We start from the raw sequence: 24,433 nt of genomic DNA on the forward strand, positions 1-24,433 counted from the left end.
CCGTGACAGAATCCGCTGGTGCCGTCTACCCCCAAGGCATCAAACTGGGGGTAGACGTCGGCACCGTCCGCGTGGGCGTCGCCATCTGCGACCGGGACGAAATCCTGGCCACTCCGCACAAGACCCTGGACCGCAACGCCAAGAAGAATTCCGACGTTCGTGTTATAGCGTCCCTCGCTGTGGAACTGGGCGCCGTCCAGGTCTTCGTGGGGCTGCCACGTACCATGAAGGGCGAGGAACACGCCTCTGCCAGGATGGCCACCGACTACGCCGGACTGCTGGTCGCCGAGTTCGTTGCCCGGGGAATGGATGTTCCGGTCAACCTCGTTGACGAGCGCCTGAGCAGTGTTACAGCGCACCGTAACCTGCACGAGGCTGGCATGAGCAGCCGGAACCACCGTAAAGTGGTGGATCAGGTCGCGGCGGCAGGCATCCTCCAGCACGCCATCGACATGCAAAAAGCCAGGGGAACGGACGTTGGCAGCCGCGTGACTGCGCCGCCCCGTACTCGGCCATCCGGAGCAGGTTCGGCAGTCCAGCCCGAGCATGCGGCCCCGGAAGGCACGACCCGATCTCAGAACACGGAAGGCTACAGTGAGCCCGTCCAATAACGACGACGCCCCAGGCGCCATGAGCAACGATGGCGCCAGGCCGCTGACCCGGAAAGAGCTCCGCGCCCTGGAGAAGCACACGGGAAGCAGCGATGTGGTTCCCGAGCAGGCCTACGAAACGGGCCATGATGCGCCTGCACCTGCCACTGCTCCCAAAGCTGCACCCGCACCGGAGCCTGCCCCCGAGCGGGAGCCACTGCCGGAACCGGTTCACGCCCCCGAGCCGGAGGCACAGCCGGCTATTCCCACAGCTCCGCACACTCCGCCTTCCATCCAGCACGCCGGTCCGGCCGCAGACCACCATCCGGATGACGCCCAGGTTCCGGACTACCACCCCGAAGACCAGCACTCTTATGAAGCGCACGACGCCGGGCACTACCACCCTGACGAAACGCTCCATGACGACGGGCACCACTATCCGGACGAAGAACACCACGACGGGCACCACTATCCGGACGAAGAACACCACCATGATGATCACCATGCCGATGACCGCTACCCTGGTGATCACCACCCCGACACCGGCCTGTTCGCCGGCGCAGCCACGATTCCCGTAGTGGCAAAGCCCTCCAAGAAGGTGCGGCGCCGGCGCCGCCTCCTGGCCCTGTTCCTGACCCTTGTGGTCTTCGTGGCAGCGATCGCCGTGGGCGCGCAGTTCCTGAAGCCCCTGCTGGGAAACGACAAAGCGGCCGACTACCCCGGCCCCGGCACGGGCGAAGTCATTGTTTCGGTCCAGCCTGGTGAAGGTACCCGCTCCGTGGCCACCAAACTGGAGAGTGGGAAAGTCGTGGCCAACGCTGACACTTTCCTGCAGGCATTTGCTTCTTCCGGCGGAACGCTGTCGCCGGGGGACTACACGTTCAAGATGGAAATGAAGAACTCCGACGCCGTCAGCGTCCTGCTCGGCACCGACAAGAGCAAGGTCATCTACTTCGCCTTGAGTGCCGGTCTCAGGATCGGCGAGTCGCTGCAGGCCATTTCCGAGGGCTCCGGTGTGTCGCTGCAGCAACTGAAGGAGCTCAGCAACGCTCCCGCGCAGTTTGGGCTCCCAGCCAACGCCAAGAACCTTGAGGGTTTCCTCGCTCCGGGGGAGTACCGCTTCCCGCTTGGCACACCGGCCAAGGACATCCTCCAGTCGCTGGTGAAAGTAACCACGGACGAACTGGTGGCACAGGGCATCTCCGATCCGGCGAAGCAGTATGAGGCCGTGATCGTGGCGAGCATTGTCCAGGCCGAAGGCGGACAGGCTGAGTACGGCGACGTTGCCGGGGCCATCTACAACCGCCTCAAGCCGAATGACCAGACCTCCGGATATTTGCAGGTGGATTCGGCCGTGACGTACGGGCTGGGCACCAAGAGCTTCAACTTCACCGATGAAGAGCGCCAGGACAAATCCAACCTGTACAACACCTACGCCAACCCGGGCCTGCCTCCGGGCCCCATCGGCTCCCCGGGCAAGACCGCCATCGACGCGGCGGCGAAGCCCAAAACGAACGACTACCTGTACTGGGTAACCATCAACCTGGACACGAAGGAGACAAAGTTCTCCAAGACGCTCGACGAACACAACGTCTACGTCGCCCAGTACAACACCTGGTGCCAGGCCAACGTGGGCCGCTGCACATGAGTCTCCGGGCCGCCGTCCTGGGCCATCCGATCAGCCACTCCAAGTCCCCGGCCCTGCACCTGGCGGCCTACGCCAAACTCGGAATGGACATCATCTACACGGCCCTGGACCTGACCGAGCAGGCGCTGCCGGCGTTTATGGAACAGGTCAGGACGCAGCAGGGCTGGCGTGGACTCTCAGTGACCATGCCCCTGAAGTCAGGCATGTTTGCCGAAGTGGACGAAGTCCGTGGCGTGGCACGGACACTGGGCGTGGTCAACACCGTCGCCTTCGAGGAAGACCTCGGCTCCGTCAGGCTCATCGGCTACAACACCGACGTCGCCGGCATCGTGAACGCTGTCCTTAACGCCGGAGTGGCAGCCAGCCCCGCCGCCGTGGTGCTGGGCGGAGGCGGTACAGCCGCAGCCGCAGTGGCCGCGCTGAAGGACCTGGGCACGCAGCACGCCCAGGTGTTCGTCCGGGATACCTCCCGGGCCGACGAAGCACGCGCCGCCGCGGCCGGAGTAGGCCTTTCCATCGTTGTCCGGCCGCTGACCGAAGCCGCCGTTCCGACCGCAAGTGCCGACGTCGTAATTTCCACGCTCCCGCCGCGCGCAGCGGACGGGCTGGCGGCGGAGATCACCGCGTTGGGAACCGGAACACCCGGTGTCCTCCTGGACGTGGCCTATGATCCGTGGCCCAGCCAGATTGCGTCGGCGTGGCAGTCCGGCGGCGGTGCGGTGGTGCCCGGGCTCGAAATGTTGTTGTACCAGGCGGTGGAACAGGTACGCCTGTTCACCGGCCGCGGTGACGACGTTAATGCGTCTGTCATAGATGTGATGTGCGACTCAGTCGGCCTTCCCCGACGGGCGTTCTGACCGCCATACGTGGCAGGATGGAAATTATGTTGCGTTGGTTGACTGCCGGTGAATCCCATGGTCCGGCCCTGATGGGAATTATTGAAGGCGTCCCCGCCGGTGTTGAACTCACCAGCGGGCAGATCGCCGATTCATTGGCACGCCGCCGCCTTGGCTACGGCCGGGGCGCCCGGATGAAGTTCGAACAGGACGTCGTGACCATTCTCGGTGGCGTCCGCCACGGCCTGACCCAGGGCGGTCCGGTGGCCGTCCAGGTCGCCAACACCGAATGGCCCAAGTGGGAGCAGATCATGGCCGCCGATCCGGTGGATCCGGAAATCCTGGCGGACCAGGCCCGCAACGCACCGCTGACCCGGCCCCGTCCGGGCCACGCAGACTTCACCGGGATGCAGAAGTACGGGTTCACCGAGGCCCGGCCCGTCCTGGAACGCGCCAGTGCCCGGGAGACCGCCACGCGGGTTGCCATGGGCACCGTGGCGTCCCAGTTCCTCAAGGCGCTCGGCATCGAACTGGTCAGTCACACCGTCTCCATCGCCAGTGTGACCGTGCCCGAGGGCCGTCCGCTGCCCGTTCCGGCCAACGTGATTGCGCTCGACGCCGATCCATTGCGCTGTTTTGACCGCGAGACCTCTGACGCCATGGTGGCCGAGGTTGACGCCGCCCACAAGGAAGGCGAAACCTTGGGCGGTGTGGTGGAGGTCCTCGCGTACGGACTGCCGCCGGGACTGGGCAGCTATGTCCACTGGGACCGCAGGCTTGATTCGCGCCTTGCCGCCGCTCTGATGGGCATCCAGGCCATCAAGGGCGTGGAAGTCGGCGACGGTTTCCTGACAGCTGCGCGCCGCGGCTCCGCTGCCCACGACGAAATCGTTAAGGACGCTGACGGCAAGATCATCCGGACCAGCAACCGGGCCGGCGGAATTGAAGGCGGCATGAGCATCGGCGACGTCCTGCGCGTGCGGGCGGCCATGAAGCCCATTGCCACGGTGCCCCGCGCCCTTCGCACGGTTGACGTCAGCACGGGGGAGCCTGCCAAGGCGCACCACCAGCGCTCCGACGTCTGTGCCGTGCCGGCTGCCGGCGTGGTGGCCGAGGCCATGGTCGCGCTGGTTTTGGCGGAAGCCGTCACCGAAAAGTTCGGCGGCGACTCCGTGGCGGAGACCGCCCGCAACATCAAGGGTTACCTGGACAACATTCCGGCATCCCTGGACTCGATCGGCCACTAGTGCCCGGGAGCCGTAAGGCCGGTGTGCCTGGCAACCGGCCCATTGTCCTCATCGGACCCATGGCGGTGGGAAAGTCCGCGATCGGCCACGAGCTGGCCAAGCTGCTGGACGTGCCGTTTGTCGATACGGACAACCTGATCGTGGACGCCCATGGCAGCATCGCCTCCATTTTTGCCGGGCGCGGCGAGCACGCGTTCCGGGAGATCGAGGCCCGGACCGTTGCCAGCGCGGTGGAGCATGCAGAAGGCGCCGCCAGCGTGATTTCCTTGGGTGGCGGCGCCGTGCTGGATTCCGGCACGCAGCAGCTCCTGGGCCGCTGCACTGTGGTGTACCTCGAATGTGATGAGGAAACCGTGGCCAGCCGCATCGCCCGGAACTCGGGCCGGCCGCTGCTGGCCGGCGATGCCATGGCCCGATGGTCCGCTCTGTTTATTACCAGGAAACCCGTTTACGAACGGCTGGCCAACCTTGTGGTGGATGTCCGCCAGGGCTCGGTCAGCGAGCTGGGACACCGGCTCGAAGTTGCGCTGCGTGACTACGCGGCCGCCAAACAGGAAGTTGAAAATTGAGCGTCGATTCAACAGTTATCAAGGTCACCGGCGAATCCGCTGGGCAGAATTACGACGTCGTAGTTGGCCGCGGTCTGCTGGGGAACCTTCCGGCGTTGCTGGGGGAGCGGGTCCGGCGTGTGCTGGTCATCCATCCCCGTGCGTTGCGGCTCACCGGTGACACGGTCCGCGATGAGCTTGCTGCAGCGGGTTTCACCTCGCTGACCGCGGAAATCCCGGACGCCGAAGAAGGCAAACACATCCAGGTCGCCGCTTTCTGTTGGCAGGTCCTGGGCCAGAACGATTTCACGCGCTCGGACGCCATCGTGGCAGTGGGCGGCGGGGCCGTCACCGACCTGGCCGGATTTGTGGCGGCTACCTGGCTCCGCGGCGTAAAGGTCATCCACATGCCCACCAGCCTGCTGGGCATGGTGGATGCGTCCGTGGGTGGGAAGACCGGCATCAACACGGCTGAGGGCAAGAACCTGGTGGGCTCCTTCCACCCGCCGGCCGGAGTGCTGGTGGACCTGGACACATTGAATACGTTGCCCAGGAATGAAATCATTTCCGGCATGGCTGAAGTCATCAAGTGCGGCTTCATCGCAGATCCGGCCATCCTTGACCTGGTGGAAAAGGACCCGGCGGCGGCCACCGACCCCGGTTCTGACGCCCTGCGCGAACTCATCGAACGCGCCATCGCGGTCAAGGCCAAAGTGGTCTCGGAAGACCTCAAGGAATCCGGGCTGCGCGAAATCCTGAACTACGGCCACACCCTGGCCCACGCCATTGAACTCGTGGAGCGGTACTCCTGGCGGCACGGCGCGGCAGTATCGGTGGGCATGATGTTCGCCGCTGAACTTGCCCGCAGCGTTGGCCGGCTCAGCGACGCCGACGCCGACCGCCACCGCAGCATCCTGGAAACACTGGGACTCCCGGTCACGTACCGGCGGGACCGCTGGCAGGGGCTGCTGGACGGCATGCGGCGGGACAAGAAATCACGCGGGGACCTCCTGCGCTTTGTGGTCCTGGACGGCATCGCCAAGCCGGGCATCCTGGATGTTCCGGACACGTCCCTGCTCTTCGCGGCCTACCAGGAAATCGCCTCCTGATGCAGGGCGACGTGGCGGGCACCAGCGACTGGCCCGAGGCTGGTTTCCCCGGAATCCGGATCAACCCGGTCTCCCTGCTGCCGGAGATCGTCAACGAGGACGCCTGCCGCGCGGCCCTGGCGGCGTCCACGGACCCGTCAGACCAGATCTTCGTCCTGATCGTGGAAGGGCACGCTGCGGAGGCAGCCGAACTCCTGGCGGAGGCCCGCTTCAAGGACCCTGAGTCCTTCCGGCTTCGGACGTTCGAGGCCGAGGTGCTGCGTGTTTCCCACCGCACCGACCGCGCCCTTGATTTGTTCAGGCAGTTGCTCGCGGAGTTCCAGGGGACCGACCGAGAAGCCTTGGTCCTGCAATACCTGGGCAAGACCCAGTACGCGGCCGGACACACGTCCGCCGCGGTGGAAGCCTTTGCCCGGGCGCTGGATCTGCGGGTTGCGCAATCGGCTGATGCCGCAATGATCTACTCATCCACCGTGGCGTTACAGCGGGCCCGGGACGTCCTGGATCTTGCCTGCTGAAACGCCTGCCACGCTCCTGCTTGGGTGGCCGGAAGGCCGGACGCAAGCCGCCCGGGTTTTACCGGTAGAATAGTTCTTGGATTTTTGATAAACACGCGCTGGCGGGCCGTTCGGCTTGCCTGGCCGGCATAGAACGTCTGACAACTGACCAGACAGATAGAAACCAGAGGATACCAGTGGCAACCACTAACGACATCAAGAACGGAACGGTCCTGAAGCTCGAGGGCCAGCTCTGGAACATCATTGAATTCCAGCACGTCAAGCCTGGTAAAGGTGGCGCGTTTGTGCGGACCAAGATGCGGAACGTGATGTCCGGCAAAGTTGTAGACAAGACGTTCAACGCCGGCCTTAAGATCGAGACCGCCACGGTTGACCGCCGGGACTACCAGTACCTGTACCAGGACGGCGCCGACTTCGTGTTTATGGACACCTCGGATTTCGACCAGCTCACCGTTTCCGGCGCCACTGTCGGTGACGCCACCAACTTCATGCTGGAGAACCAGATGGTGAACATCGCCATCCACGAAGGCAACCCGCTCTACATCGAACTTCCTCCCAGCGTCGTCCTCGAGATCACCTACACCGAGCCTGGCCTGCAGGGCGACCGCTCCTCCGCCGGCACCAAGCCCGCAACGCTGGAAACCGGCTACGAGATCCAGGTTCCGTTGTTCGTCGAGAACAACACCAAGGTCAAGGTTGATACTCGCGACGGCAGCTACCTCGGCCGGGTCAGCGAGTAGTGAGCGCACGCGGTAAGGCCCGTAACAGGGCACTGGATGTCCTCTTCGAGGCCGAGCAGCGCTCGGTTTCCGCCTTCGATGTACTCAGGTCCCGGCGCGAACTGACAGACCAGATCGTGAACCCGTACACCTTGGAAATCGTGGAAGGCGTCGTCTCACAGCAGACCGCCATCGACGAATTCCTCGAGACCTATTCCCAGGGCTGGACCCTGGAACGTATGCCTTCGGTGGACCGCATCATCCTGCGGATCGGTACCTGGGAACTGCTGTACAACGACGATGTTCCCGACGGTGTCGCGGTCAGTGAAGCAGTGGCATTGTCCAAGACGCTCTCAACGGATGAATCGCCGTCGTTCATTAACGGCCTCCTTGGCCGGCTGCAGCAGCTGAAGCCCTCCCTCTTGGCCTGAGCTGCTATGCCGCGGGCCAAGAGCCCGCGCACGGCGTCACAAAGAGCCCCGGCCAGGTCCACCTGGCCGGGGCTCTTGGCGTCCCCGGAAACGATCACTGACCGGCGCTTCCTATAGGATCTGACTATGAAAAACGCGTCCACAGGCCCCCGCGCCGGCAGCAGCACGGACCCGACCGGCCCCAACAGGACCGGCCGCGCGGTGAGCCGCGAGGTGCTGGCGGACCACGTTTATGCAGAGCTCCTGGCCTCCCTTATGGATGGCCGGCTGGTCCCCGGCGCCGTGGTCAGCATTGACGGGACAGCCCGCGAACTGGACGTTTCTCCCACACCTGTCCGCGAGGCCCTGGCGCGGCTTGAGCATACCGGGATGGTCCGCAGGGTGGCGCTGAAAGGCTATCGCGTAGCTCCCGTTTTTACGCAGGAGGATTTTGCGGAGCTGATGGAGGCGCGGCTGGCAATCGAGCCTGTCAACGCAAGGCTGGCCAGTGAACGCATCAACCAGGACGGTCTGGCCGAACTGGGGCAGGCCGTCGAGGACCTGAAATCCGCACCGCGGGGCCCTTCGTTTGCCGAGTTCAAGGACTATCTGGAAGCGGACGAACGGTTCCACCAGCTGATTGCGCGGCAGACCGGAAACCAGTTTATGGAGGCCGCCTACTCAGCCCTCGGGGGACAGGTCCAGCGGTTCCGGCTCTTCGGCGGCGTGGGCATTACGGATGCCGAGCACGCCATCGCGGAACACGAGGCAGTCCTGGCTGCCGTTGCCACCGGCGATCCCGACAAAGCAGCCGCAGCCATGGCGGACCATATCCGCAAGGTCCGTTCCCGGGCCATTGCCGACGCCCCGGAAAGCTAGTCCCGGCCCCATGTAGGTAGCAGTAGGTGTCGGTTTGGGCCCTCAAAACGACACCTGCTGCTACCCAGTTGGGATGGGCGGGGCCACTTATGGATGTGATCTTGACAACTCTTTTTTGATAGTAGATCCTATAGGAAAGAGGATCGCGAAGGAGTAAAGCACCGTGGCTTACACAGCTGAGAATTGGCCCATCACCGCAGCACTGCTGCAGTTTCCGGGAACTGATGCCAAGGGCACGCATATCAACGACGCCGACGCGTCCAGTTGGGCGGAAGTCCTGACCGAGGTCAAGGAAGCCGGCTTCGCCAATGCTGACCTCACCGACAGCTGGGTCCGTCCCGGCGATCTGAGCAGAGAGCGGCTCGCCGAGTTCAAACAGACTGCAGAGAATGTGGGCATCGGGATCCCGGTCATTTCCGCCATCCGCCGTAGCGTGATCCACCAGACGGACTGGGCCGACAACCTCGCCTACAGCCACCGGACCATCGACGCCGCAGCCGAGCTCGGCTGCGAAGTGGTCTCCTTCGGACTGCACCAGGCCATTACCCGGGAGCAGCAGAAGCAGCTGTGGTTCTGGACCGTTGAAGGCTATAAGGACCCGGTGGGGGACAAGGAAGTGTGGGGCAAGGCAGTCTCCCGCATCCGCGAGCTGGGCCAGCACGCAGCAGACGCCGGCGTCCTGCTCTCCCTGGAGATGTACGAGGATACCTACCTCGGCACGGCTGACTCCTCAGTACAGCTGGTGCAGGACATCGGCCTGGCCAATGTTGGGCTCAACCCGGACCTCGGCAACCTGATCCGGTTGCACCGGCCCATCGAGGACTGGCGCGAAATGGTAGCCAAGACCATGCCCTACTCCAACTACTGGCACATGAAGAACTACATCCGGGACGAGGACGTGGCGCGTGACAGTTACATCACCATGCCCGCCCCGATGGAGAGCGGCCTCATCAACTACCGCGAAGCCTTCAAGGTTGCACTCGCCGCAGGCTACCAGGGCATCATCTGCACCGAGCACTACGGCGGGGACGGCCTGAGCGTGACGGCACGCAACCAGGAATACCTCCGCCGCCATGTCCTGCCGAAGCGGGACGGCTACGCCCTGGGCCAGAGCCAGGTGTCCCAGGGGCGGCAGCAGCCCGCCGTGGAACTGGCAGGAGTCTAGGAAGAGCCATGACGCAGATCTTTGACAATCCCGCTGATTTCGCGGATGAGGCGCTGGACGGCTTCGTCGCTGCCAACCGCGCATACGTTGCCCGTGTGGACGGCGGTGTGGTCCGCTCGACCGAGGTGCCCGCCGGCCAGGTCGCACTCGTCGTCGGCGGCGGCTCCGGCCACTACCCGGCCTTCGCCGGTCTGGTTGGGCCGGGGCTGGCAACAGCCTCCGCCTGCGGCAACATGTTCGCTTCACCGGCCGCCGGGCAGATTTATCGCGTGGCCAAAGAGGCAAATGCCGGCGGGGGAGTGCTGTTGAGCTACGGCAACTACGCGGGCGACGTCCTGCACTTCGGCCAGGCGCAGCTGCGCCTGAACGCCGAAGGCATCGAGACCCGCACGGTCACTGTCACGGACGACATCGCCAGCGCACCACGTGACCAGATTGGAAAGCGCCGTGGCATCGCCGGCGACCTCACGGTGTTCAAGATTGCCGGCGCCGCCGCCGAGGCAGGCCTGAGCCTGGACGAGGTGGAACGGCTCGCCACCAAGGCCAATGACCGCACGCGTTCCCTGGGCGTGGCCTTCGACGGCTGCACCCTGCCCGGCGCCGGCGAACCGCTCTTCCACGTGCCCCCAGGCCAGATGTCCCTGGGCCTGGGCATCCACGGGGAACCGGGCATCTCGGAGCATCCCATGCCCACGGCGTCCGAACTCGCCGAACTGCTGGTCTCGCGCCTCCTCTCGGACACCCCGGATCACTGCGGAAGCCGCGTGGTGGCCATCGTCAACGGCCTCGGTACAGTCAAGTACGACGAACTTTTCCTCTTGTTCGGCAAGATCGAGAAACTCCTCGTCAACGCCGGACTGACTGTGGTGGAACCGGAATGCGGCGAGTTGGTCACGAGCCTGGACATGTCCGGGCTATCCCTCACGCTGCTCTGGCTGGATGAGGAACTCGAACACCACTGGGCCGCGCCAGCAGACTCGCCGGCCTACCGCAAAGGCAACCTGGCTCCGCGTGCCCGCCGCCAGCTGTCCGGACCGGAAGACGCCGTGTCCGGCGACGTGGAAGAAACGACGGCGGCAGCCGCGGACCTGGGCCGGCTGGCAGCCGCCGTGCTCGCCCAGGTGCGGGACGTCGTCGTCGAACACGAAGAGGAACTGGGCAACCTGGACGCCATTGCCGGTGACGGTGACCACGGCATCGGCATGCGCCGGGGCGTGGAGGCAGCAGCCGACGCCGCGGCACAGGCCGCAGCGTCCGGCGCGTCGGTGGGGAGGGTGCTTGAAGCAGCCGGAGAAGCCTGGAGCGAACGCGCGGGCGGCACCTCCGGCGCCCTGTGGGGTTCTGGGGTCATCGCGTCCGGACTGGCCCTGGGCAACCGGGAAACCTACACCAATGAGGACGCGATCGCCGCCGTGACCGCATTCGTGGGCGCCATTACCGGGCTCGGCAAGGCCGAGCCCGGCGACAAGACCATGGTGGACGCGCTCCTGCCCTTCCGGGAGGCGTTCCTCCGGGAGCTCGACGGCGGCACCACCCTGACCCAGGCCCTCACCGTTGCCGCCCCCGCTGCCAAGGCGGCGGCTGCGAAAACGGCGGAGCTGCGCCCGCTCAAGGGCCGCGCCCGTCCGCTGGCCGAAAAGAGCCTCGGGCACCCAGACCCCGGCGCGGTCTCCTTTGGACTGATCGTCGAACGGATTGCCGCATTTATCCACTCTGGCCTGGCGGGGCCACACTTCACGGAGCCAGGGTTGGCCCATTCTGAACCGGCTTACGCGGCCGGAAAAGGAGCAACAACATGAACACCCACGCAGGTTGGCGCATCGTCATCGGCAACGATGAGGCCGGCGTCGAGTACAAGGAAGCCCTGAAGGCGCTGCTCACGGCAGACAGCCGCGTTGCCGTCGTGCTGGACATCGGGGTTGGGGCCAACGATGCCACCGCCTACCCGCACGTTGCCGTCAATGCCGCCCGCAAGGTGGCGGACGGCGAAGCGGACCGCGCACTCCTCATCTGCGGCACGGGACTGGGTGTGGCCATCGCGGCCAACAAGGTACCCGGAATCCGTGCGGTGACGGCCCACGACAGCTATTCCGTGGAGCGCTCCGTCCTCAGCAACAATGCACAGGTCCTTACGCTGGGCCAGCGGGTCATCGGCCTGGAGCTCGCCAAGAAGCTCGTGGGCGAGTGGCTCGAGTACCGCTTTGATGAAACTTCAGCGTCCGCCGGCAAGGTCGACGCCATCTGCTCCTATGAGCCCGAATACACGAAGGCAGTCTGATCATGAGCACAACACCCAACAGCGCACGCAAGATCGCTGTCGTCGGATCGGGATACATGGGCGGCGGTATTGCCCAGGTCCTGGCACTGGGCGGAGCCCGGGTTGCCCTGGCCGATGTCTCCGCCGAGGTGGCGCAGAACAATTATGAGCGGCTGCTGGCCGAATCGGACCAGTTCGTCGCCGACGGACTGTTCCCCGAGGGGTCCACGGCCATCCTCAAGCAGAATCTTTGGGCGGCCAAGGACATCGAGGAAGCGGTGGCCGATGCCGACTTCATCGAGGAAGCCGTACCCGAAGTCATCGCCATCAAGCACCAGACCCTGGCGCGGATCAGCGCCGCTGCCCGGCCGGACGCAATCATCGGGTCCAATACGTCAACCATCTCCATCGCGGAGCTGTCCGAGCCGGTCGCCAACCCGGAGCGGTTCCTGGGCGTGCACTTCTCGAACCCGTCCCCGTTCATCCCTGGCGTGGAAATCATCCCGCATGCCGACACGTCGGCCGCCACCATCGGTGCCGTCCGGGACCTGGTCCACGCCGCCAACAAGCAGACCGCAGTGGTCAAGGACGTCACCGGATTCGTCCTGAACCGCCTGCAGTACGCCCTCTTCCACGAGGCCGCGCAGCTGGTGGAGCAGGGAATCGCCACCGCTGAGGACGTAGATACCCTGGTCCGCACCACCTTCGGCTTCCGACTGCCGTTCTTCGGTCCGTTCGCCATCGCAGACATGGCCGGCCTGGACGTCTACAACTTCTGCTACAAGTCACTGCAGACCGAATTCCCGGAACGCTTCGCCACGCCCAAGATCCTGAGTGACCTGGTGGAAGCCGGCAAACTCGGCACCAAGACCGGCGCCGGCTTCCTCAACGTCCCCGCCGAACGCACCCCGGAACTCATCGCCTACCGCAACAGGGCCTACGTGGCCATGCAGAAGCTCATCGACGAGCTCGGCCCGGCACCCATCAACTAAGGGCCAATTCCAGGGCCGTCTCTCCGGCTGACCGCACCGCACCGCGCAACGCACAATCCACGTGGCCGCGGACGTGTTCGCCTGCCTGGCTGGCGAAATACTCAACGTATTCTCGCTCCAATCGCTCCACCTTCCACTGATTTGCTCACTTGCTGACTCAACGAGGAGTTTGAATGACTGTCAGCCACCAAGACGTTCCGCAACAAGGCCGACACTCGGCCCGACAACAGGTGACCGGACACCATGACTGAATGCCGCAGCTCTGACCAGAGCGGCACCCCGGAGATCCTCTACATCGGCGTCAGCACCAAGATGTACCTGGGATACCGGGACTGCCTTGACTGGCTCGCCCGCATACAGCATGAAGTGGACTCCCGTCCGGCCCTTGCGGCCGGGCGGGTGGTCCCGTTTGTGATCCCTTCGTTTCCGGTCCTGCCGGCCGCCGGCAGCGTCATCTCAGGATCACCGCTTCTGCTGGGGGCCCAGAACTGCGGCTGGGCGGACGGCCCGTGGACAGGCGAGGTGTCGCCGTCGCTTCTGGCCGAGCTTGGGGTAAGCCTCGTGGAGATCGGCCACGCCGAACGGCGGCGGCATTTCGGCGAGGACAACACCATGATCGCCCGGAAAGTCAGGGCAGCCGACGACGCCGGCATCACCGCACTGCTGTGCGTGGGCGAGGAAACACGCAATGAAAAAAGCGGGACCGGAGCCAGCGTAGAGGCTGCTGCATTTGTCCATCAGCAGATCGACGAGGCGGTCGGCGGCGACTGGGCCCTGGCATCCCGGCTCATGATCGCCTACGAACCGGTCTGGGCCATTGGCGCAGCGGAGCCCGCCGACGCAGGTTACGTCGCCGCCGTCGTGCGTTCACTCCGGACGCTGCTTAGTGCCCATTCGCACGAGGCAGGCAGCGCGTTGGGGGAGCTGCCTGTCATCTATGGCGGGTCGGCCAAGCCAGGGCTGCTGCCCGCGCTCGACGGCGTCTCCGGGCTCTTCCTGGGCCGTTTCGCCCACGATGCGGCGAACTTCGGCAAAGTCCTTGATGAGGCACTGTCAATGACGGCTTTGCAGGTGGCTCTCCGGGGACCCTAGCCGGAGGAACCGAACACGCGGAACAGAGCGGCGCCCGAGTCAGACCGCGACGGCGGCGCGCAGGGACAGGATCCGCTGCAGCTGCTGCTGCTCCTCCATCTGGTGCAGCCGGACGTCGCGGCCACTGAGGATGCGCTGCCGGATGAAGGCGAGCCGGGTGGCAGCGTGGAGGAACGCCTTCATCTGCGGGCGGCGGTGGTAGCCGGCCGCCCACTGCAGGGCGGTCCGCCGGCCGCGCGGCGTGGCCAGCAGTTCCACCTCGGCGGGGCTGAACCAGCCAGCCGCGGAGTATTCCATCAGCCGTTGGCGGGTGAGTCGGTTTTCCGCGATGCGGAGGAGGATGATGCCCACAACGGCCAGGACAAAGATGGGCACCTGGATCAGGATGTATTCCGCCAGGAACCCCGCGCCCATGCTGTTCCACCGGTTATGCAGCAGCATCGCCGGGATCAGCCCGATGACAAAGGCCAGCACCGAGGCTCCGGAGTGCCAGCGGCGGGCGGCGAAACCCATGATGAGGCCGGTGGTTCCCGTGAAGATGGCATGGGCGAAGGGTGACATCACGCCGCGGAGGAGGAAGATCTGCGCCAGATCCGTTCCCGGGTTGGCGGATTCAGCGATGGCCCGGCCAAAGTAGAGGATGTTTTCGGTGAACGCGAAACCGCCGGCGATGGTGAAGGCGAAGACTATGCCGTCCACCGGACCGTCGAAGTGTTTGCGCGCCAGCAGCAGGATCATCAGCAGGCCCAGGGACTTCGCGAACTCCTCCACCACGGGCGCCTGGACGGTGGCCATAAACGTCTGGAAGTCAGCCACCTCGCTGAACTGGAAAGTCAGGGCAAAGAACGGCTGGATGAGCAGCGTGACCGCGATGGACACCGCAGCGCCCCAGGTGAACGCGAAGACCAGAAGCCGCTTGGGTTCCGGTTCCCACCGGTCGATCAGATAGACCGCAAGGAGCACCGCGGACAGCGGGATCAGTGACAGCACAAACCCTGCCAGGAACCCGCCCACGCCGGTGTTGGCCACCAAGAACGGCACCACCAGGAACAGGCTCAGGAAAACAAGGGCGGCGCCTCCCACCGTGAGTGCCAGAAGGCCTGCGGGCCGCCGGCCAGCCAGGGTTGCCTGCGGAGGCCCCAACGGCGGCAGCCGGGCCGCGTTGGTTCCGGGCGCTGGCCGGTAGTATTCCGGTTCAACCCGGCCCATCCAGCTGGGGTTCGCCTGCGTGGGGAAAGGATCCGGCGGGCCGGCCGGCCCACCGGCCTGGCCGGAACCCGGCTGATGAGGGTGCATGGACATACTGGAAGCCTATGATGCCCCTGCCGATGTGGTAATTTTGAAACGCAAATGATCCTTTTTTAATTCCGTCCCGTGAGGCGGGGAAAGGGGAGACGAGAGTTTGACTTCTGTCACAAACGCACCGGTTCCAGCCAGGGTTGTCCTCAACCAGGCGGACATTGACCGTGCACTCACTCGAATCGCCCACGAGATCCTTGAGGCCAACAAAGGGTCCAAGGACCTGGTCCTGCTGGGCATTCCGCGCCGCGGCTACCCGCTGGCTGTCCGCCTCGCACACAAGATTGCGGCCGCGGACCCCACCGTGGACGCCACCGCCATGGTCGGGCAGCTGGACGTCACCATGTTCCGCGATGACCTTTCCCACCAGCCCACCAGGCCGCCGTACCCGACACAGCTCCCGCGCACGGGAATCGACAACAAGGTTGTGGTGCTCATCGATGACGTCCTGTACTCCGGCCGCACCATCCGTGCCGCCCTTGACGCCATCATCGACCTCGGCCGTCCCCGGATCGTCCGGCTCGCCGTGCTGATCGACCGCGGCCACCGTGAGCTGCCCATCCGCGCCGACCACGTGGGCAAGAACCTGCCCACCTCGTCCGCCGAGAAGGTCCGGGTCCGACTGGAGGAAACCGATACCGCCGCCGACGGTTCCGTGGTCAATGAAGTGGTCATCGAGGGCGGCGCGTGAAACACCTCCTCTCCACTGAAGACCTCAGCCTGGCCAACGCCATCCGCATCCTCGACACCGCCGAGGAAATGGCTGCCGTCGGGGACCGCGAAGTCAAGAAGCTCCCGGCCCTCCGCGGCCGCACCGTGGTGAACCTCTTCTTCGAAGACTCAACCCGCACGCGGATCTCGTTCGAAGCGGCCGCCAAGAGGCTGTCCGCCGATGTCATCAACTTCGCCGCGAAGGGCTCCTCCGTCTCCAAGGGCGAATCCCTCAAGGACACGGCCCAGACGCTGGCAGCCATGGGTGCGGACGCCGTCGTGATCCGGCACTGGGCCTCGGGCGCGCCGCACCGGCTCGCCGCGACGGACTGGATCGACGCCGCCGTCATCAACGCCGGCGACGGCACGCACGAACACCCCACGCAGGCCCTCCTGGACGCCTTCACCATGCGCCGGCACTGGTCGCAGCTGGCCGGCTCCTCGTCCATCGGGGCAGACCTCAAAGGCATGCGCGTAGCCATCGCCGGGGACGTCCTGCACTCCCGCGTGGCCCGCTCCAACGTCTGGCTGCTCCGCACGCTCGGCGCCGACGTCACCCTCGTGGCGCCGCCCACCCTGCTGCCCATCGGCGTCGAACACTGGCCGTGCAAGGTCAGCTACGACATGGACGTCACCCTGGCGCAGGGTGTGGACGCCGTGATGATGCTTCGCGTGCAGGGCGAACGGATGAACGCCTCGTTCTTCCCCTCCACCCGCGAATACTCGCGCCGCTGGGGCTTTGATGACAACCGGCTCCGGGCGCTGGACAGCCTGGGACTGAAGGACACCATCATCATGCATCCCGGACCCATGAACCGTGGCCTGGAGATTTCCTCCGCCGCCGCCGACTCGCCCCGTTCCACCGTGCTTGCACAGGTGCGCAACGGCGTCTCGGTCCGGATGGCCACCCTCTATCTGCTGCTCTCCGGGGATACCCGCGAACCAGCCGCCACAGCGGGCACAGCCCGCAACAATTCCACCAAGGAGAGCAACTGATGGCAGAGAACAACGGAACCTACCTGATCCGCGGTGCATCGATCCTGGGCGCCGGGGCCGAGGACCTGCTCATCAGTGCCGGCGTCATCGCCGCCCGGGGCGCAGCCGCTGCCGCCCACCCGGTCGCGGACGGCGCCACCGTCATCGAAGCCGCCGGCCTGGTGGCACTGCCCGGCATGGTGGACGTGCACACGCACCTGCGCGAACCCGGCCGCGAAGATGCCGAAACCGTTGAAACCGGCACCCGCGCCGCCGCCCTGGGCGGCTTCACCGCGGTCCACGCCATGGCCAACAGCAACCCGGTGGCGGACACGGCCGGTGTGGTGGAACAGGTCCACAGCCTGGGCCGCGCGGCCGGCTGGGTGGACGTCCGTCCCGTCGGGGCCGTGACCGTCGGCCTGGCCGGCGAGCAGCTCGCCGAACTTGGCGCCATGGCAGATTCCCGCGCCCAGGTCCGCATGTTCTCCGACGACGGCATCTGCGTCCACGATCCGGTGCTGATGCGCCGCGCCCTGGAGTACGTCAAAGCGTTCGACGGCGTGGTGGCCCAGCACGCGCAGGAACCCCGCCTTACCGCCGGGGCCCAGATGAACGAAGGCGCCGTCTCCGCCGTCCTGGGACTCACCGGCTGGCCGGCGGTCGCCGAGGAAAGCATCATCGCCCGTGACGTCCTGCTGGCCCAGCACGTGGACTCCCGCCTGCACGTCTGCCACGTCTCCACCGCCGGCTCCGTGGAGATCATCCGCTGGGCCAAGGAACGCGGCATCAACGTCACCGCCGAGGTCACCCCGCACCACCTCCTGCTCACCGACGACCTGGTCCGCAGCTACAACCCGGTCTACAAGGTCAACCCGCCGCTGCGGACGGACGCCGATGTGCAGGCACTGCGCGCCGGCCTGGCGGACGGCACCATCGACGTGGTGGGCACCGACCACGCCCCGCACCCGAGCGAGCACAAGGAATGCGAGTGGGCGCAGGCCGCGATGGGCATGACCGGGCTGGAAACCGCGCTGTCCGTGGTCCAGCACACCATGATCGAGACCGGCCTCATGACCTGGGCCGATTTCGCCCGCGTGACCTCCACCGCGGCGGCGCAGATCGGCCGGATGACGGACCAGGGCCGTCCCCTGGACGCCGGGGAACCCGGCAACATCGTCCTGGTGGACCCGGCTGCCCGCTGGACCGTTGACCCTGCCAAGATGGCAACCATGGGCCGCAACTCCCCGTTCGCCGGCCTCGAGCTGCCGGGCAAGGTGGTGGCCACGTTCTACAAGGGCCACCCCACCGTCCTGGACGGCAAGCTCAACACGCCGTACCGCGAACCGGCTGCCGCAGGCGCCTCCTGATGGACACCAAACTACTCACCGGCCTCATAACGGCCGCGCTCATCGCCGTCGTCCTGGTGATGATCTGGGCAGGCTGGCGTAACCGCCTCAGGCGGCAGGCCGACGTCGGCCGGTTGCCCGACGTGCCGGAGGCGCCCGGGGTGCCGCTCGTCGGGGCCGACGGCCAGTACGTTGCGTCCACCACCGCCGGAGACTGGCTGGACCGCATCGCTGTACACAGGCTCGGCATCCGTACCAATGCGGTCCTCAGTGTGTACCCGCACGGCGTCCTCTTCGACCGGACCGGTGCCCCGGCGCTCTACATCCCGGCCGGAAGCCTCACCGCCGTCCGGCAGGAAAGCGGAATGGCCGGCAAGTTCGTTGAAAAGGACGGGCTCCTGGTCCTTACCTGGGATCTCGGGACCCACGAACTCGACACGGGCTTCCGGACCCGCCGGGCCGCCGACAAGGACGCCCTCTATGACTCCCTTCAGCAATTGATCGCCGCCGCCCCCCAGGAACATTCCCAGGATCCCCAGAGTGGAAAGTAAGACAGTGACAGAAACAGCAACAGCACAAGCAGAGACTGCGGCACCAGCTGCCCTTTCCACCACAGTTCCCACACCGGCGGTATTCGTCCTGGAGGACGGCCGTATGTTCCGCGGCACCAGCTACGGCGCGCAGGGCACGGCCCTGGGCGAGGCAGTCTTCGCCACCGGCATGACCGGCTACCAGGAAACCATCACCGACCCCTCCTACGCCCGCCAGCTGGTGGTGCAGACCGCGCCGCACATCGGCAACACCGGTGTGAACAGCGAGGACGCCGAGTCCCGCCGCATCTGGGTGGCCGGCTACATCGTCCGGGACGCCGCCCGCCGCCCCTCCAACTGGCGCTCCGAACGCTCCCTGGACGAGGAACTCATCGAGCAGGGAATCGTCGGCATCCAGGGCGTCGACACCCGCGCCATCACCCGCCACCTGCGTGAGCACAAGACCATGCGCGCCGGCATCTTCTCCGGTGCGGCCGCCAAGGCTACGGACAAGGAACTCGTTGACCTGGTCCTGGCCAGCGCCCCGATGGAAGGCGCCCGCCTGGCCGAGGAAGTCAGCGTGGACAAGGCCTATGTGGTGGACCCCAAGGACCACGGCTGGGACGGCGAGCCGCGCTTCAGCATTGCCGCGATCGACCTCGGCATCAAGGCCATGACGCCCATCCGCTTCGCCGAGCGTGGCGTCCGCGTCCATGTCCTGCCGGCAACCTCCACCCTCGAGGACGTCAAGGCCGTCAACCCGGACGGCTTCTTTATGTCCAACGGCCCGGGCGACCCCGCCACGGCTGACGCCCAGGTCAAGCTGCTGCGCTCCGTCCTGGACGAGAAGCTGCCGTACTTCGGCATCTGCTTCGGCAACCAGATCCTGGGACGCGCCCTGGGCTTCGGCACCTACAAGCTCCGCTACGGCCACCGCGGCATCAACCAGCCCGTCCTGGACCGCCGCACCGGCAAGGTGGAAATCACCTCGCAGAACCACGGTTTCGCCGTGGACGCACCGCTCGACGGCGCCACGCAGGCTCCAGAGGAACGCTACGGCCGCGTTGAGGTCAGCCATATCAGCCTCAACGACGACGTCGTCGAAGGCCTCGCGTGCCTGGACATCCCCGCCTTCTCGGTGCAGTACCACCCGGAAGCCGCGGCTGGCCCGCACGACGCCGCCTACCTGTTTGACCGCTTCATCGACCTGATGGCCGTCACCAAAACCGGCGCAGAGAACTCCACCGATTCCAAGACTGAGGACAAGAAGTAATGCCCAAGAGAACTGACCTTAAGAGCGTCCTGGTCATCGGTTCCGGCCCGATCGTCATCGGCCAGGCCGCGGAGTTCGACTACTCCGGCACCCAGGCACTGCGTGTCCTCAAGGAGGAGGGCCTGCGGGTCATCCTGGTGAACTCGAACCCGGCCACCATCATGACGGACCCCGAATTCGCCGATGCCACCTACATCGAGCCCATCACCCCCGAGGTGGTGGAGAAGATCATCGCCAAGGAGCGCCCGGACGCCATCCTGCCCACCCTCGGCGGGCAGACCGCGCTGAACACGGCCATCGCGCTGGACAAGAACGGCGTGCTGGCCAAGTACAACGTGGAGCTCATCGGCGCGAACATCGCGGCCATCGAGCTTGGCGAGGACCGCGAAAAGTTCAAGGGCGTGGTGGAACGCTGCGGCGCCGAATCCGCACGCAGCCACATCATCCACACCATGGACGAAGCCTTCGCCGCCGCCGAGGACCTGGGCTACCCGATGGTGGTCCGGCCCTCCTTTACCATGGGCGGCCTCGGGTCCGGCCTGGCCTACAACGAAAACGACCTCCGCCGCATCGTGGGCCAGGGCCTGCAGTACAGCCCCACCACCGAGGTGCTGCTCGAAGAGAGCATCCTCGGCTGGAAGGAATACGAGCTGGAGATGATGCGCGACAAAAACGACAACGTCGTGGTGGTCTGCTCCATCGAGAACTTCGACCCCGTGGGTGTGCATACCGGCGACTCCATCACCGTGGCACCGGCGCTGACCCTGACGGACCGCGAATACCAGCGGCTGCGCGATATCTCCATCGCCGTCATCCGTGAGGTGGGCGTGGACACCGGCGGCTGCAACATCCAGTTCGCCATCGAGCCGGACACCGGCCGGGTAGTGGTCATCGAGATGAACCCGCGCGTATCCCGGTCCTCCGCCCTGGCGTCCAAGGCCACCGGCTTCGCCATCGCCAAGATCGCCACCAAGCTCTCCCTCGGCTACACGCTGGACGAGATCCCGAACGACATCACGCAGAAGACCCCGGCGTCGTTCGAACCCACCCTGGACTACGTGGTGGTCAAGGTTCCGCGCTTCGCCTTCGAGAAGTTCCCGGCCGCTGACGACACCCTCACCACCACCATGAAGTCCGTGGGCGAAGCCATGGCCATGGGCCGCAACTTCACTGAGGCCCTGCAGAAGGCCCTGCGCTCCCTGGAACAGAAAGGCTCGCAGCTGGACTTCAGCTCCGTCCCCGAATGGGAAGTCCCGGAGCTGATCGAGAAGGCCAAGCGGCCCACCACGGAACGCCTGCACCAGGTCCAGCGTGCCCTGCTCGGCGGCGCCACCGTGGAACAGCTGTTCGAAGCCACCAAGATCGACCCCTGGTACCTGGACCAGCTCCAGCTGCTCAACGAGATCTCCCACGAGATCCGCAAGGCCGGAGCCCTGACCGTGGAGATGCTCAAGCGCGCCAAGCGCCACGGCTTCTCGGACGAGCAGATCGGTTCCCTCACGCACAACTCCGAGGCCGTGGTCCGCGGCGTCCGGCAGGCCCTCGGGATCCGCCCGGTCTACAAGACCGTGGACACCTGCGCCGCCGAGTTCGCCGCCTACACCCCGTACCACTACTCGTCCTATGACGAGGAGGACGAGATTGCGCTGCACTCCAAGCCGTCCATCCTGATCCTCGGCTCCGGCCCCAACCGCATCGGGCAGGGCATCGAGTTCGACTACTCCTGCGTCCACGCCTCCATGGCGCTGCGCAAGGCCGGCTACGAGACCGTGATGGTCAACTGCAACCCGGAAACCGTCTCCACGGACTACGACGTCTCCACCCGCCTGTACTTCGAGCCGCTGACCCTTGAGGACGTCCTCGAGGTCATCGCCGCCGAGGAACGCACCGGCGGCGTGATGGGTGTCTTTGTGCAGCTCGGTGGCCAGACCCCGCTGAAGCTGGCACAGCAGCTGGCCGACGCCGGTGTCCCCATCCTGGGTACATCCCCGGAGGCGATCGACCTCGCCGAACACCGCGGCGAGTTCTCCCGCGTGCTCGACAACGCCGGGCTGATCTCCCCGAAGAACGGCACCGCGGTGTCCTTCGACGACGCCAAGAAGATCGCCGACGAGATCGGCTACCCCGTCCTGGTCCGTCCGTCCTACGTGCTCGGCGGCCGCGGCATGGAAATCGTCTACGACGAGCCGAACCTCTCCCGGTACATCGCCAACGCCACGGAAATCACCCCGGACCACCCGGTGCTGATCGACCGGTTCCTGGAGGACGCCGTCGAAATCGACGTCGACGCCCTCTTCGACGGCACCGACATGTACCTCGGCGGCATCATGGAACACATCGAGGAGGCCGGCATCCATTCCGGCGACTCCGCGTGTGTCCTGCCTCCCATCACCCTGGGTAACAACGTGATCGAGCGTGTCCGCACGGCAACCCGCGCCATCGCCGAGGGCGTGGGCGTCCGCGGCCTGATCAACATCCAGTTCGCGCTGGCCTCCGACGTTCTCTACGTGCTCGAAGCGAACCCGCGTGCGTCCCGCACCGTGCCGTTCGTCTCCAAGGCCACCGGCGTGCAGATGGCGAAGGCCGCCGCGCTGATCGGCACGGGCGTCACCATCCACCAGCTCCGGACCGCCTACAAGATGCTGCCGGAAACCGGCGACGGCTCCACGCTGCCGCTCGACGCCCCGGTATCGGTCAAGGAAGCCGTGCTTCCGTTCAGCCGCTTCCGCACCCCGGAAGGCAAGGTGGTGGACTCGCTGCTCGGCCCGGAAATGCGGTCCACCGGCGAAGTCATGGGCATCGACAAGCACTTCGACACCGCCTTCGCCAAGAGCCAGGCAGCCGCCAACAATGCCCTGCCCACCGAAGGCAAGATCTTCGTCTCCGTGGCCAACCGGGACAAGCGGGCGGTCATCATGGCCGTGAAGCGCCTCTCGGACCTCGGCTTTGAGATCGTCTCCACCGGCGGCACCGCCGACGTCCTGCGCCGCAACGGCATCCAGGCCAGCACGGTCCGCAAGGTCGCCGAGGGCAGCAGTGCCGAAGGTGAGGGCACCATCGCAGACCTCGTCATCGCCGGCGAGATCGACATGGTCTTCAACACCCCCTCCGGCGGCGAGGCCCGCAGCGACGGCTACGCCCTGCGTGCTGCAGCGACCTCCATCGGCATCCCCTGCATCACCACGGTGGCCGAGTTCAACGCGGCGGTGCAGGCCATCGAGGCGATGCGCACCTACGAATGGTCGGTGACCAGCCTGCAGGAGCACGCCGCCGCCCTGGTGGCGTCCCAGGAGGCAGCTGCGGAGAACGCGGCGGCCGAGTCTGCGGTTTCGCAGCATGCCTGAGGCCGGTTCCGCCTCATCAAGCCCCGCCGGCCGGGAGTCCTTTGGCTCCCGGCTCGGGGCGGCCATGGCGGCCAGCGGCCCGCTGTGCGTGGGCATTGACCCGCACCCGGTACTCCTGAAGGACTGGGGACTGGCCGACGACGCCGCAGGGCTGAGGCGGTTTTCGCTGACGGTCCTGGAGGCCGTCGGTTCGCTCGCTGCCGCGGTGAAGCCGCAGGTGGCGCTCTACGAGCGCCACGGTTCGGCCGGGATGGCAGTCCTTGAGGAAGTGCTGGCCGCGGCAACGCAGGCGCAGGTCCTCACCATTGCTGACGCCAAGCGGGGCGATATCGGCTCCACGATGGCTGCCTACGCGGACGCCTGGCTGCGGGACGGCTCGTCCCTGGCAGCCGACTCCGTGACCCTCAGCCCGTACCTGGGGTTTGAGTCGCTCCGCCCGGCCCTTGACCTGGCGGCGGACTACGGCCGGGGCGTATTTGTCCTGGCGTTGACCTCCAACCCGGAGGGGGCTTCCGTGCAGCATGTGGGCGGAGCCGACTCCGTGGCCCGGCGGATCGTCGAGGCGGCAGCGGCCGAGAACAGCCGTTATGCCGGCGGCCTGGGGTCCGTCGGACTCGTTGTCGGCGCCACTGTGGGGTCAGCGTTGACTGACCTGCACCTGGACCTCCCGGCGGTCCGCGGACCTATCCTGGCCCCGGGACTGGGCGCCCAGGGTGCCACACCGGCAGACCTGCGCCGGACCTTCGGGGCGGCGTACCCGCAGGTCCTGGGGACGTCCAGCCGGGATATCCTGGCTGCCGGTCCAGGGACCCAGGGTCTCCGTGATGCTGCGTTGCGCACGCTTGAGGGCCTCCGCGGCGAATAGCGGCCCGAAGCTGGCATCCATTGATTCACCGCCCACCAAGGGGTAGGTTTCAGGACAAGTCCACTGGCGGTCGCCTTGGA

At 66.1% G+C, this 24,433-nt stretch carries 23 protein-coding genes; 22 read left to right on the forward strand and 1 reads right to left on the reverse strand.

The window, feature by feature from the left end; translation table 11 throughout:
* The first annotated feature begins 2 nt into the window (after nt 1-2).
* The 15 genes from ruvX (at nt 3) to NFC73_RS16390 (ending at nt 14,010) form a co-directional block, all read left to right on the forward strand.
* Nucleotides 3-611: a Holliday junction resolvase RuvX gene (gene ruvX / locus NFC73_RS16320; RefSeq protein ID WP_254751858.1), complete on the forward strand. Its 609-nt coding sequence runs from the start codon at nt 3-5 to the stop codon at nt 609-611.
* The gene (gene mltG, locus NFC73_RS16325) at nt 595-2,238 is read left to right on the forward strand and encodes an endolytic transglycosylase MltG (protein WP_254751859.1); all 1,644 of its coding nucleotides are present in this window, start codon (nt 595-597) and stop codon (nt 2,236-2,238) included. Before ruvX ends, mltG begins: the two co-directional genes overlap by 17 nt.
* Nucleotides 2,235-3,095, forward strand: a complete 861-nt coding sequence (locus NFC73_RS16330; RefSeq protein WP_254751861.1) for a shikimate dehydrogenase — start codon at nt 2,235-2,237, stop codon at nt 3,093-3,095. Before mltG ends, NFC73_RS16330 begins: the two co-directional genes overlap by 4 nt.
* A gap of 26 nt (nt 3,096-3,121) precedes the next feature.
* Nucleotides 3,122-4,321: a chorismate synthase gene (gene aroC / locus NFC73_RS16335; RefSeq protein WP_058932358.1), complete on the forward strand. Its 1,200-nt coding sequence runs from the start codon at nt 3,122-3,124 to the stop codon at nt 4,319-4,321.
* 23 nt (nt 4,322-4,344) lie between these two features.
* A complete protein-coding gene (locus tag NFC73_RS16340; RefSeq protein ID WP_258060726.1) occupies nt 4,345-4,890 on the forward strand; it encodes a shikimate kinase in 546 nt (181 codons plus the stop codon).
* Entirely contained in the window at nt 4,887-5,978 is a 1,092-nt protein-coding gene (aroB, locus tag NFC73_RS16345) for a 3-dehydroquinate synthase (protein ID WP_058932360.1), read from the forward strand. Before NFC73_RS16340 ends, aroB begins: the two co-directional genes overlap by 4 nt.
* Complete coding sequence (locus NFC73_RS16350) at nt 5,978-6,496, forward strand: tetratricopeptide repeat protein (RefSeq protein ID WP_254751863.1); 519 nt, start codon at nt 5,978-5,980, stop codon at nt 6,494-6,496. Before aroB ends, NFC73_RS16350 begins: the two co-directional genes overlap by 1 nt.
* Before the next feature lie 176 nt (nt 6,497-6,672).
* Complete coding sequence (gene efp / locus NFC73_RS16355; RefSeq protein ID WP_056340266.1) at nt 6,673-7,236, forward strand: elongation factor P; 564 nt, start codon at nt 6,673-6,675, stop codon at nt 7,234-7,236.
* Nucleotides 7,236-7,646, forward strand: a complete 411-nt coding sequence (gene nusB / locus NFC73_RS16360; RefSeq protein WP_056340263.1) for a transcription antitermination factor NusB — start codon at nt 7,236-7,238, stop codon at nt 7,644-7,646. Before efp ends, nusB begins: the two co-directional genes overlap by 1 nt.
* A 126-nt stretch (nt 7,647-7,772) precedes the next feature.
* Nucleotides 7,773-8,504, forward strand: coding sequence for a GntR family transcriptional regulator (locus NFC73_RS16365; RefSeq protein WP_254751865.1), 732 nt, complete (start codon nt 7,773-7,775; stop codon nt 8,502-8,504).
* 163 nt (nt 8,505-8,667) lie between these two features.
* Complete coding sequence (locus NFC73_RS16370; protein WP_254751867.1) at nt 8,668-9,669, forward strand: sugar phosphate isomerase/epimerase family protein; 1,002 nt, start codon at nt 8,668-8,670, stop codon at nt 9,667-9,669.
* Nucleotides 9,670-9,677: 8 nt separating this feature from the next.
* Entirely contained in the window at nt 9,678-11,468 is a 1,791-nt protein-coding gene (locus tag NFC73_RS16375) for a dihydroxyacetone kinase family protein (RefSeq protein ID WP_254751869.1), read from the forward strand.
* On the forward strand, nt 11,465-11,947 hold the full coding sequence (locus tag NFC73_RS16380; RefSeq protein WP_254751871.1) for a ribose-5-phosphate isomerase: 483 nt from the start codon (nt 11,465-11,467) through the stop codon (nt 11,945-11,947). Before NFC73_RS16375 ends, NFC73_RS16380 begins: the two co-directional genes overlap by 4 nt.
* Before the next feature lie 2 nt (nt 11,948-11,949).
* Entirely contained in the window at nt 11,950-12,918 is a 969-nt protein-coding gene (locus tag NFC73_RS16385; RefSeq protein ID WP_254751873.1) for a 3-hydroxyacyl-CoA dehydrogenase family protein, read from the forward strand.
* 243 nt (nt 12,919-13,161) lie between these two features.
* Nucleotides 13,162-14,010, forward strand: a complete 849-nt coding sequence (locus NFC73_RS16390) for a triose-phosphate isomerase family protein (protein WP_254751875.1) — start codon at nt 13,162-13,164, stop codon at nt 14,008-14,010.
* A 39-nt stretch (nt 14,011-14,049) separates the two neighbouring features.
* On the opposite strand, the gene NFC73_RS16395 is transcribed toward NFC73_RS16390, so the two are convergent.
* A complete protein-coding gene (locus tag NFC73_RS16395) occupies nt 14,050-15,312 on the reverse strand; it encodes a PrsW family intramembrane metalloprotease (protein ID WP_254751877.1) in 1,263 nt (420 codons plus the stop codon).
* 100 nt (nt 15,313-15,412) lie between these two features.
* Here NFC73_RS16395 and pyrR point away from each other — a divergent pair, with 100 nt between their 5' ends.
* From pyrR to pyrF, 7 genes are read left to right on the forward strand one after another with little or no spacing between them, the layout of a single operon-like run.
* Entirely contained in the window at nt 15,413-16,000 is a 588-nt protein-coding gene (pyrR, locus tag NFC73_RS16400) for a bifunctional pyr operon transcriptional regulator/uracil phosphoribosyltransferase PyrR (protein ID WP_254751879.1), read from the forward strand.
* Nucleotides 15,997-17,016 carry an aspartate carbamoyltransferase catalytic subunit gene (locus tag NFC73_RS16405; protein WP_254751881.1) on the forward strand — a complete coding sequence of 340 codons (1,020 nt, stop codon included), beginning with the start codon at nt 15,997-15,999 and terminating at the stop codon, nt 17,014-17,016. Before pyrR ends, NFC73_RS16405 begins: the two co-directional genes overlap by 4 nt.
* Nucleotides 17,016-18,362, forward strand: coding sequence for a dihydroorotase (locus tag NFC73_RS16410; RefSeq protein WP_254751883.1), 1,347 nt, complete (start codon nt 17,016-17,018; stop codon nt 18,360-18,362). Before NFC73_RS16405 ends, NFC73_RS16410 begins: the two co-directional genes overlap by 1 nt.
* Nucleotides 18,362-18,892: a PH-like domain-containing protein gene (locus NFC73_RS16415; protein WP_254751885.1), complete on the forward strand. Its 531-nt coding sequence runs from the start codon at nt 18,362-18,364 to the stop codon at nt 18,890-18,892. Before NFC73_RS16410 ends, NFC73_RS16415 begins: the two co-directional genes overlap by 1 nt.
* Entirely contained in the window at nt 18,873-20,144 is a 1,272-nt protein-coding gene (carA, locus tag NFC73_RS16420; RefSeq protein ID WP_372494683.1) for a glutamine-hydrolyzing carbamoyl-phosphate synthase small subunit, read from the forward strand. The genes NFC73_RS16415 and carA overlap by 20 nt, the downstream gene beginning before the upstream one ends.
* Entirely contained in the window at nt 20,144-23,488 is a 3,345-nt protein-coding gene (gene carB / locus NFC73_RS16425) for a carbamoyl-phosphate synthase large subunit (protein ID WP_254751887.1), read from the forward strand. Before carA ends, carB begins: the two co-directional genes overlap by 1 nt.
* A complete protein-coding gene (pyrF, locus tag NFC73_RS16430) occupies nt 23,481-24,353 on the forward strand; it encodes an orotidine-5'-phosphate decarboxylase (protein WP_254751889.1) in 873 nt (290 codons plus the stop codon). The genes carB and pyrF overlap by 8 nt, the downstream gene beginning before the upstream one ends.
* Nucleotides 24,354-24,433: the final 80 nt, after the last annotated feature.

The sequence above is a fragment of the Pseudarthrobacter humi genome, assembly GCF_024294965.1.
GTDB classification, from domain to species: Bacteria; Actinomycetota; Actinomycetes; order Actinomycetales; family Micrococcaceae; genus Arthrobacter; species Arthrobacter humi.

Bases quoted from the DNA above. Each gene is read 5' to 3' on its own strand.
- NFC73_RS16330 (WP_254751861.1), top strand. From the start codon at position 2,235: ATGAGTCTCCGGGCCGCCGTCCTGGGCCATCCGATCAGCCACTCCAAG.
- aroC (WP_058932358.1), top strand. From the start codon at position 3,122: ATGTTGCGTTGGTTGACTGCCGGTGAATCCCATGGTCCGGCCCTGATG.
- NFC73_RS16350 (WP_254751863.1), top strand. From the start codon at position 5,978: ATGCAGGGCGACGTGGCGGGCACCAGCGACTGGCCCGAGGCTGGTTTC.
- NFC73_RS16365 (WP_254751865.1), top strand. From the start codon at position 7,773: ATGAAAAACGCGTCCACAGGCCCCCGCGCCGGCAGCAGCACGGACCCG.
- NFC73_RS16375 (WP_254751869.1), top strand. From the start codon at position 9,678: ATGACGCAGATCTTTGACAATCCCGCTGATTTCGCGGATGAGGCGCTG.
- NFC73_RS16380 (WP_254751871.1), top strand. From the start codon at position 11,465: ATGAACACCCACGCAGGTTGGCGCATCGTCATCGGCAACGATGAGGCC.
- NFC73_RS16385 (WP_254751873.1), top strand. From the start codon at position 11,950: ATGAGCACAACACCCAACAGCGCACGCAAGATCGCTGTCGTCGGATCG.
- NFC73_RS16390 (WP_254751875.1), top strand. From the start codon at position 13,162: ATGACTGAATGCCGCAGCTCTGACCAGAGCGGCACCCCGGAGATCCTC.
- NFC73_RS16395 (WP_254751877.1), bottom strand. From the start codon at position 15,312: ATGTCCATGCACCCTCATCAGCCGGGTTCCGGCCAGGCCGGTGGGCCG.
- NFC73_RS16410 (WP_254751883.1), top strand. From the start codon at position 17,016: ATGGCAGAGAACAACGGAACCTACCTGATCCGCGGTGCATCGATCCTG.
- NFC73_RS16415 (WP_254751885.1), top strand. From the start codon at position 18,362: ATGGACACCAAACTACTCACCGGCCTCATAACGGCCGCGCTCATCGCC.
- carB (WP_254751887.1), top strand. From the start codon at position 20,144: ATGCCCAAGAGAACTGACCTTAAGAGCGTCCTGGTCATCGGTTCCGGC.
- pyrF (WP_254751889.1), top strand. From the start codon at position 23,481: ATGCCTGAGGCCGGTTCCGCCTCATCAAGCCCCGCCGGCCGGGAGTCC.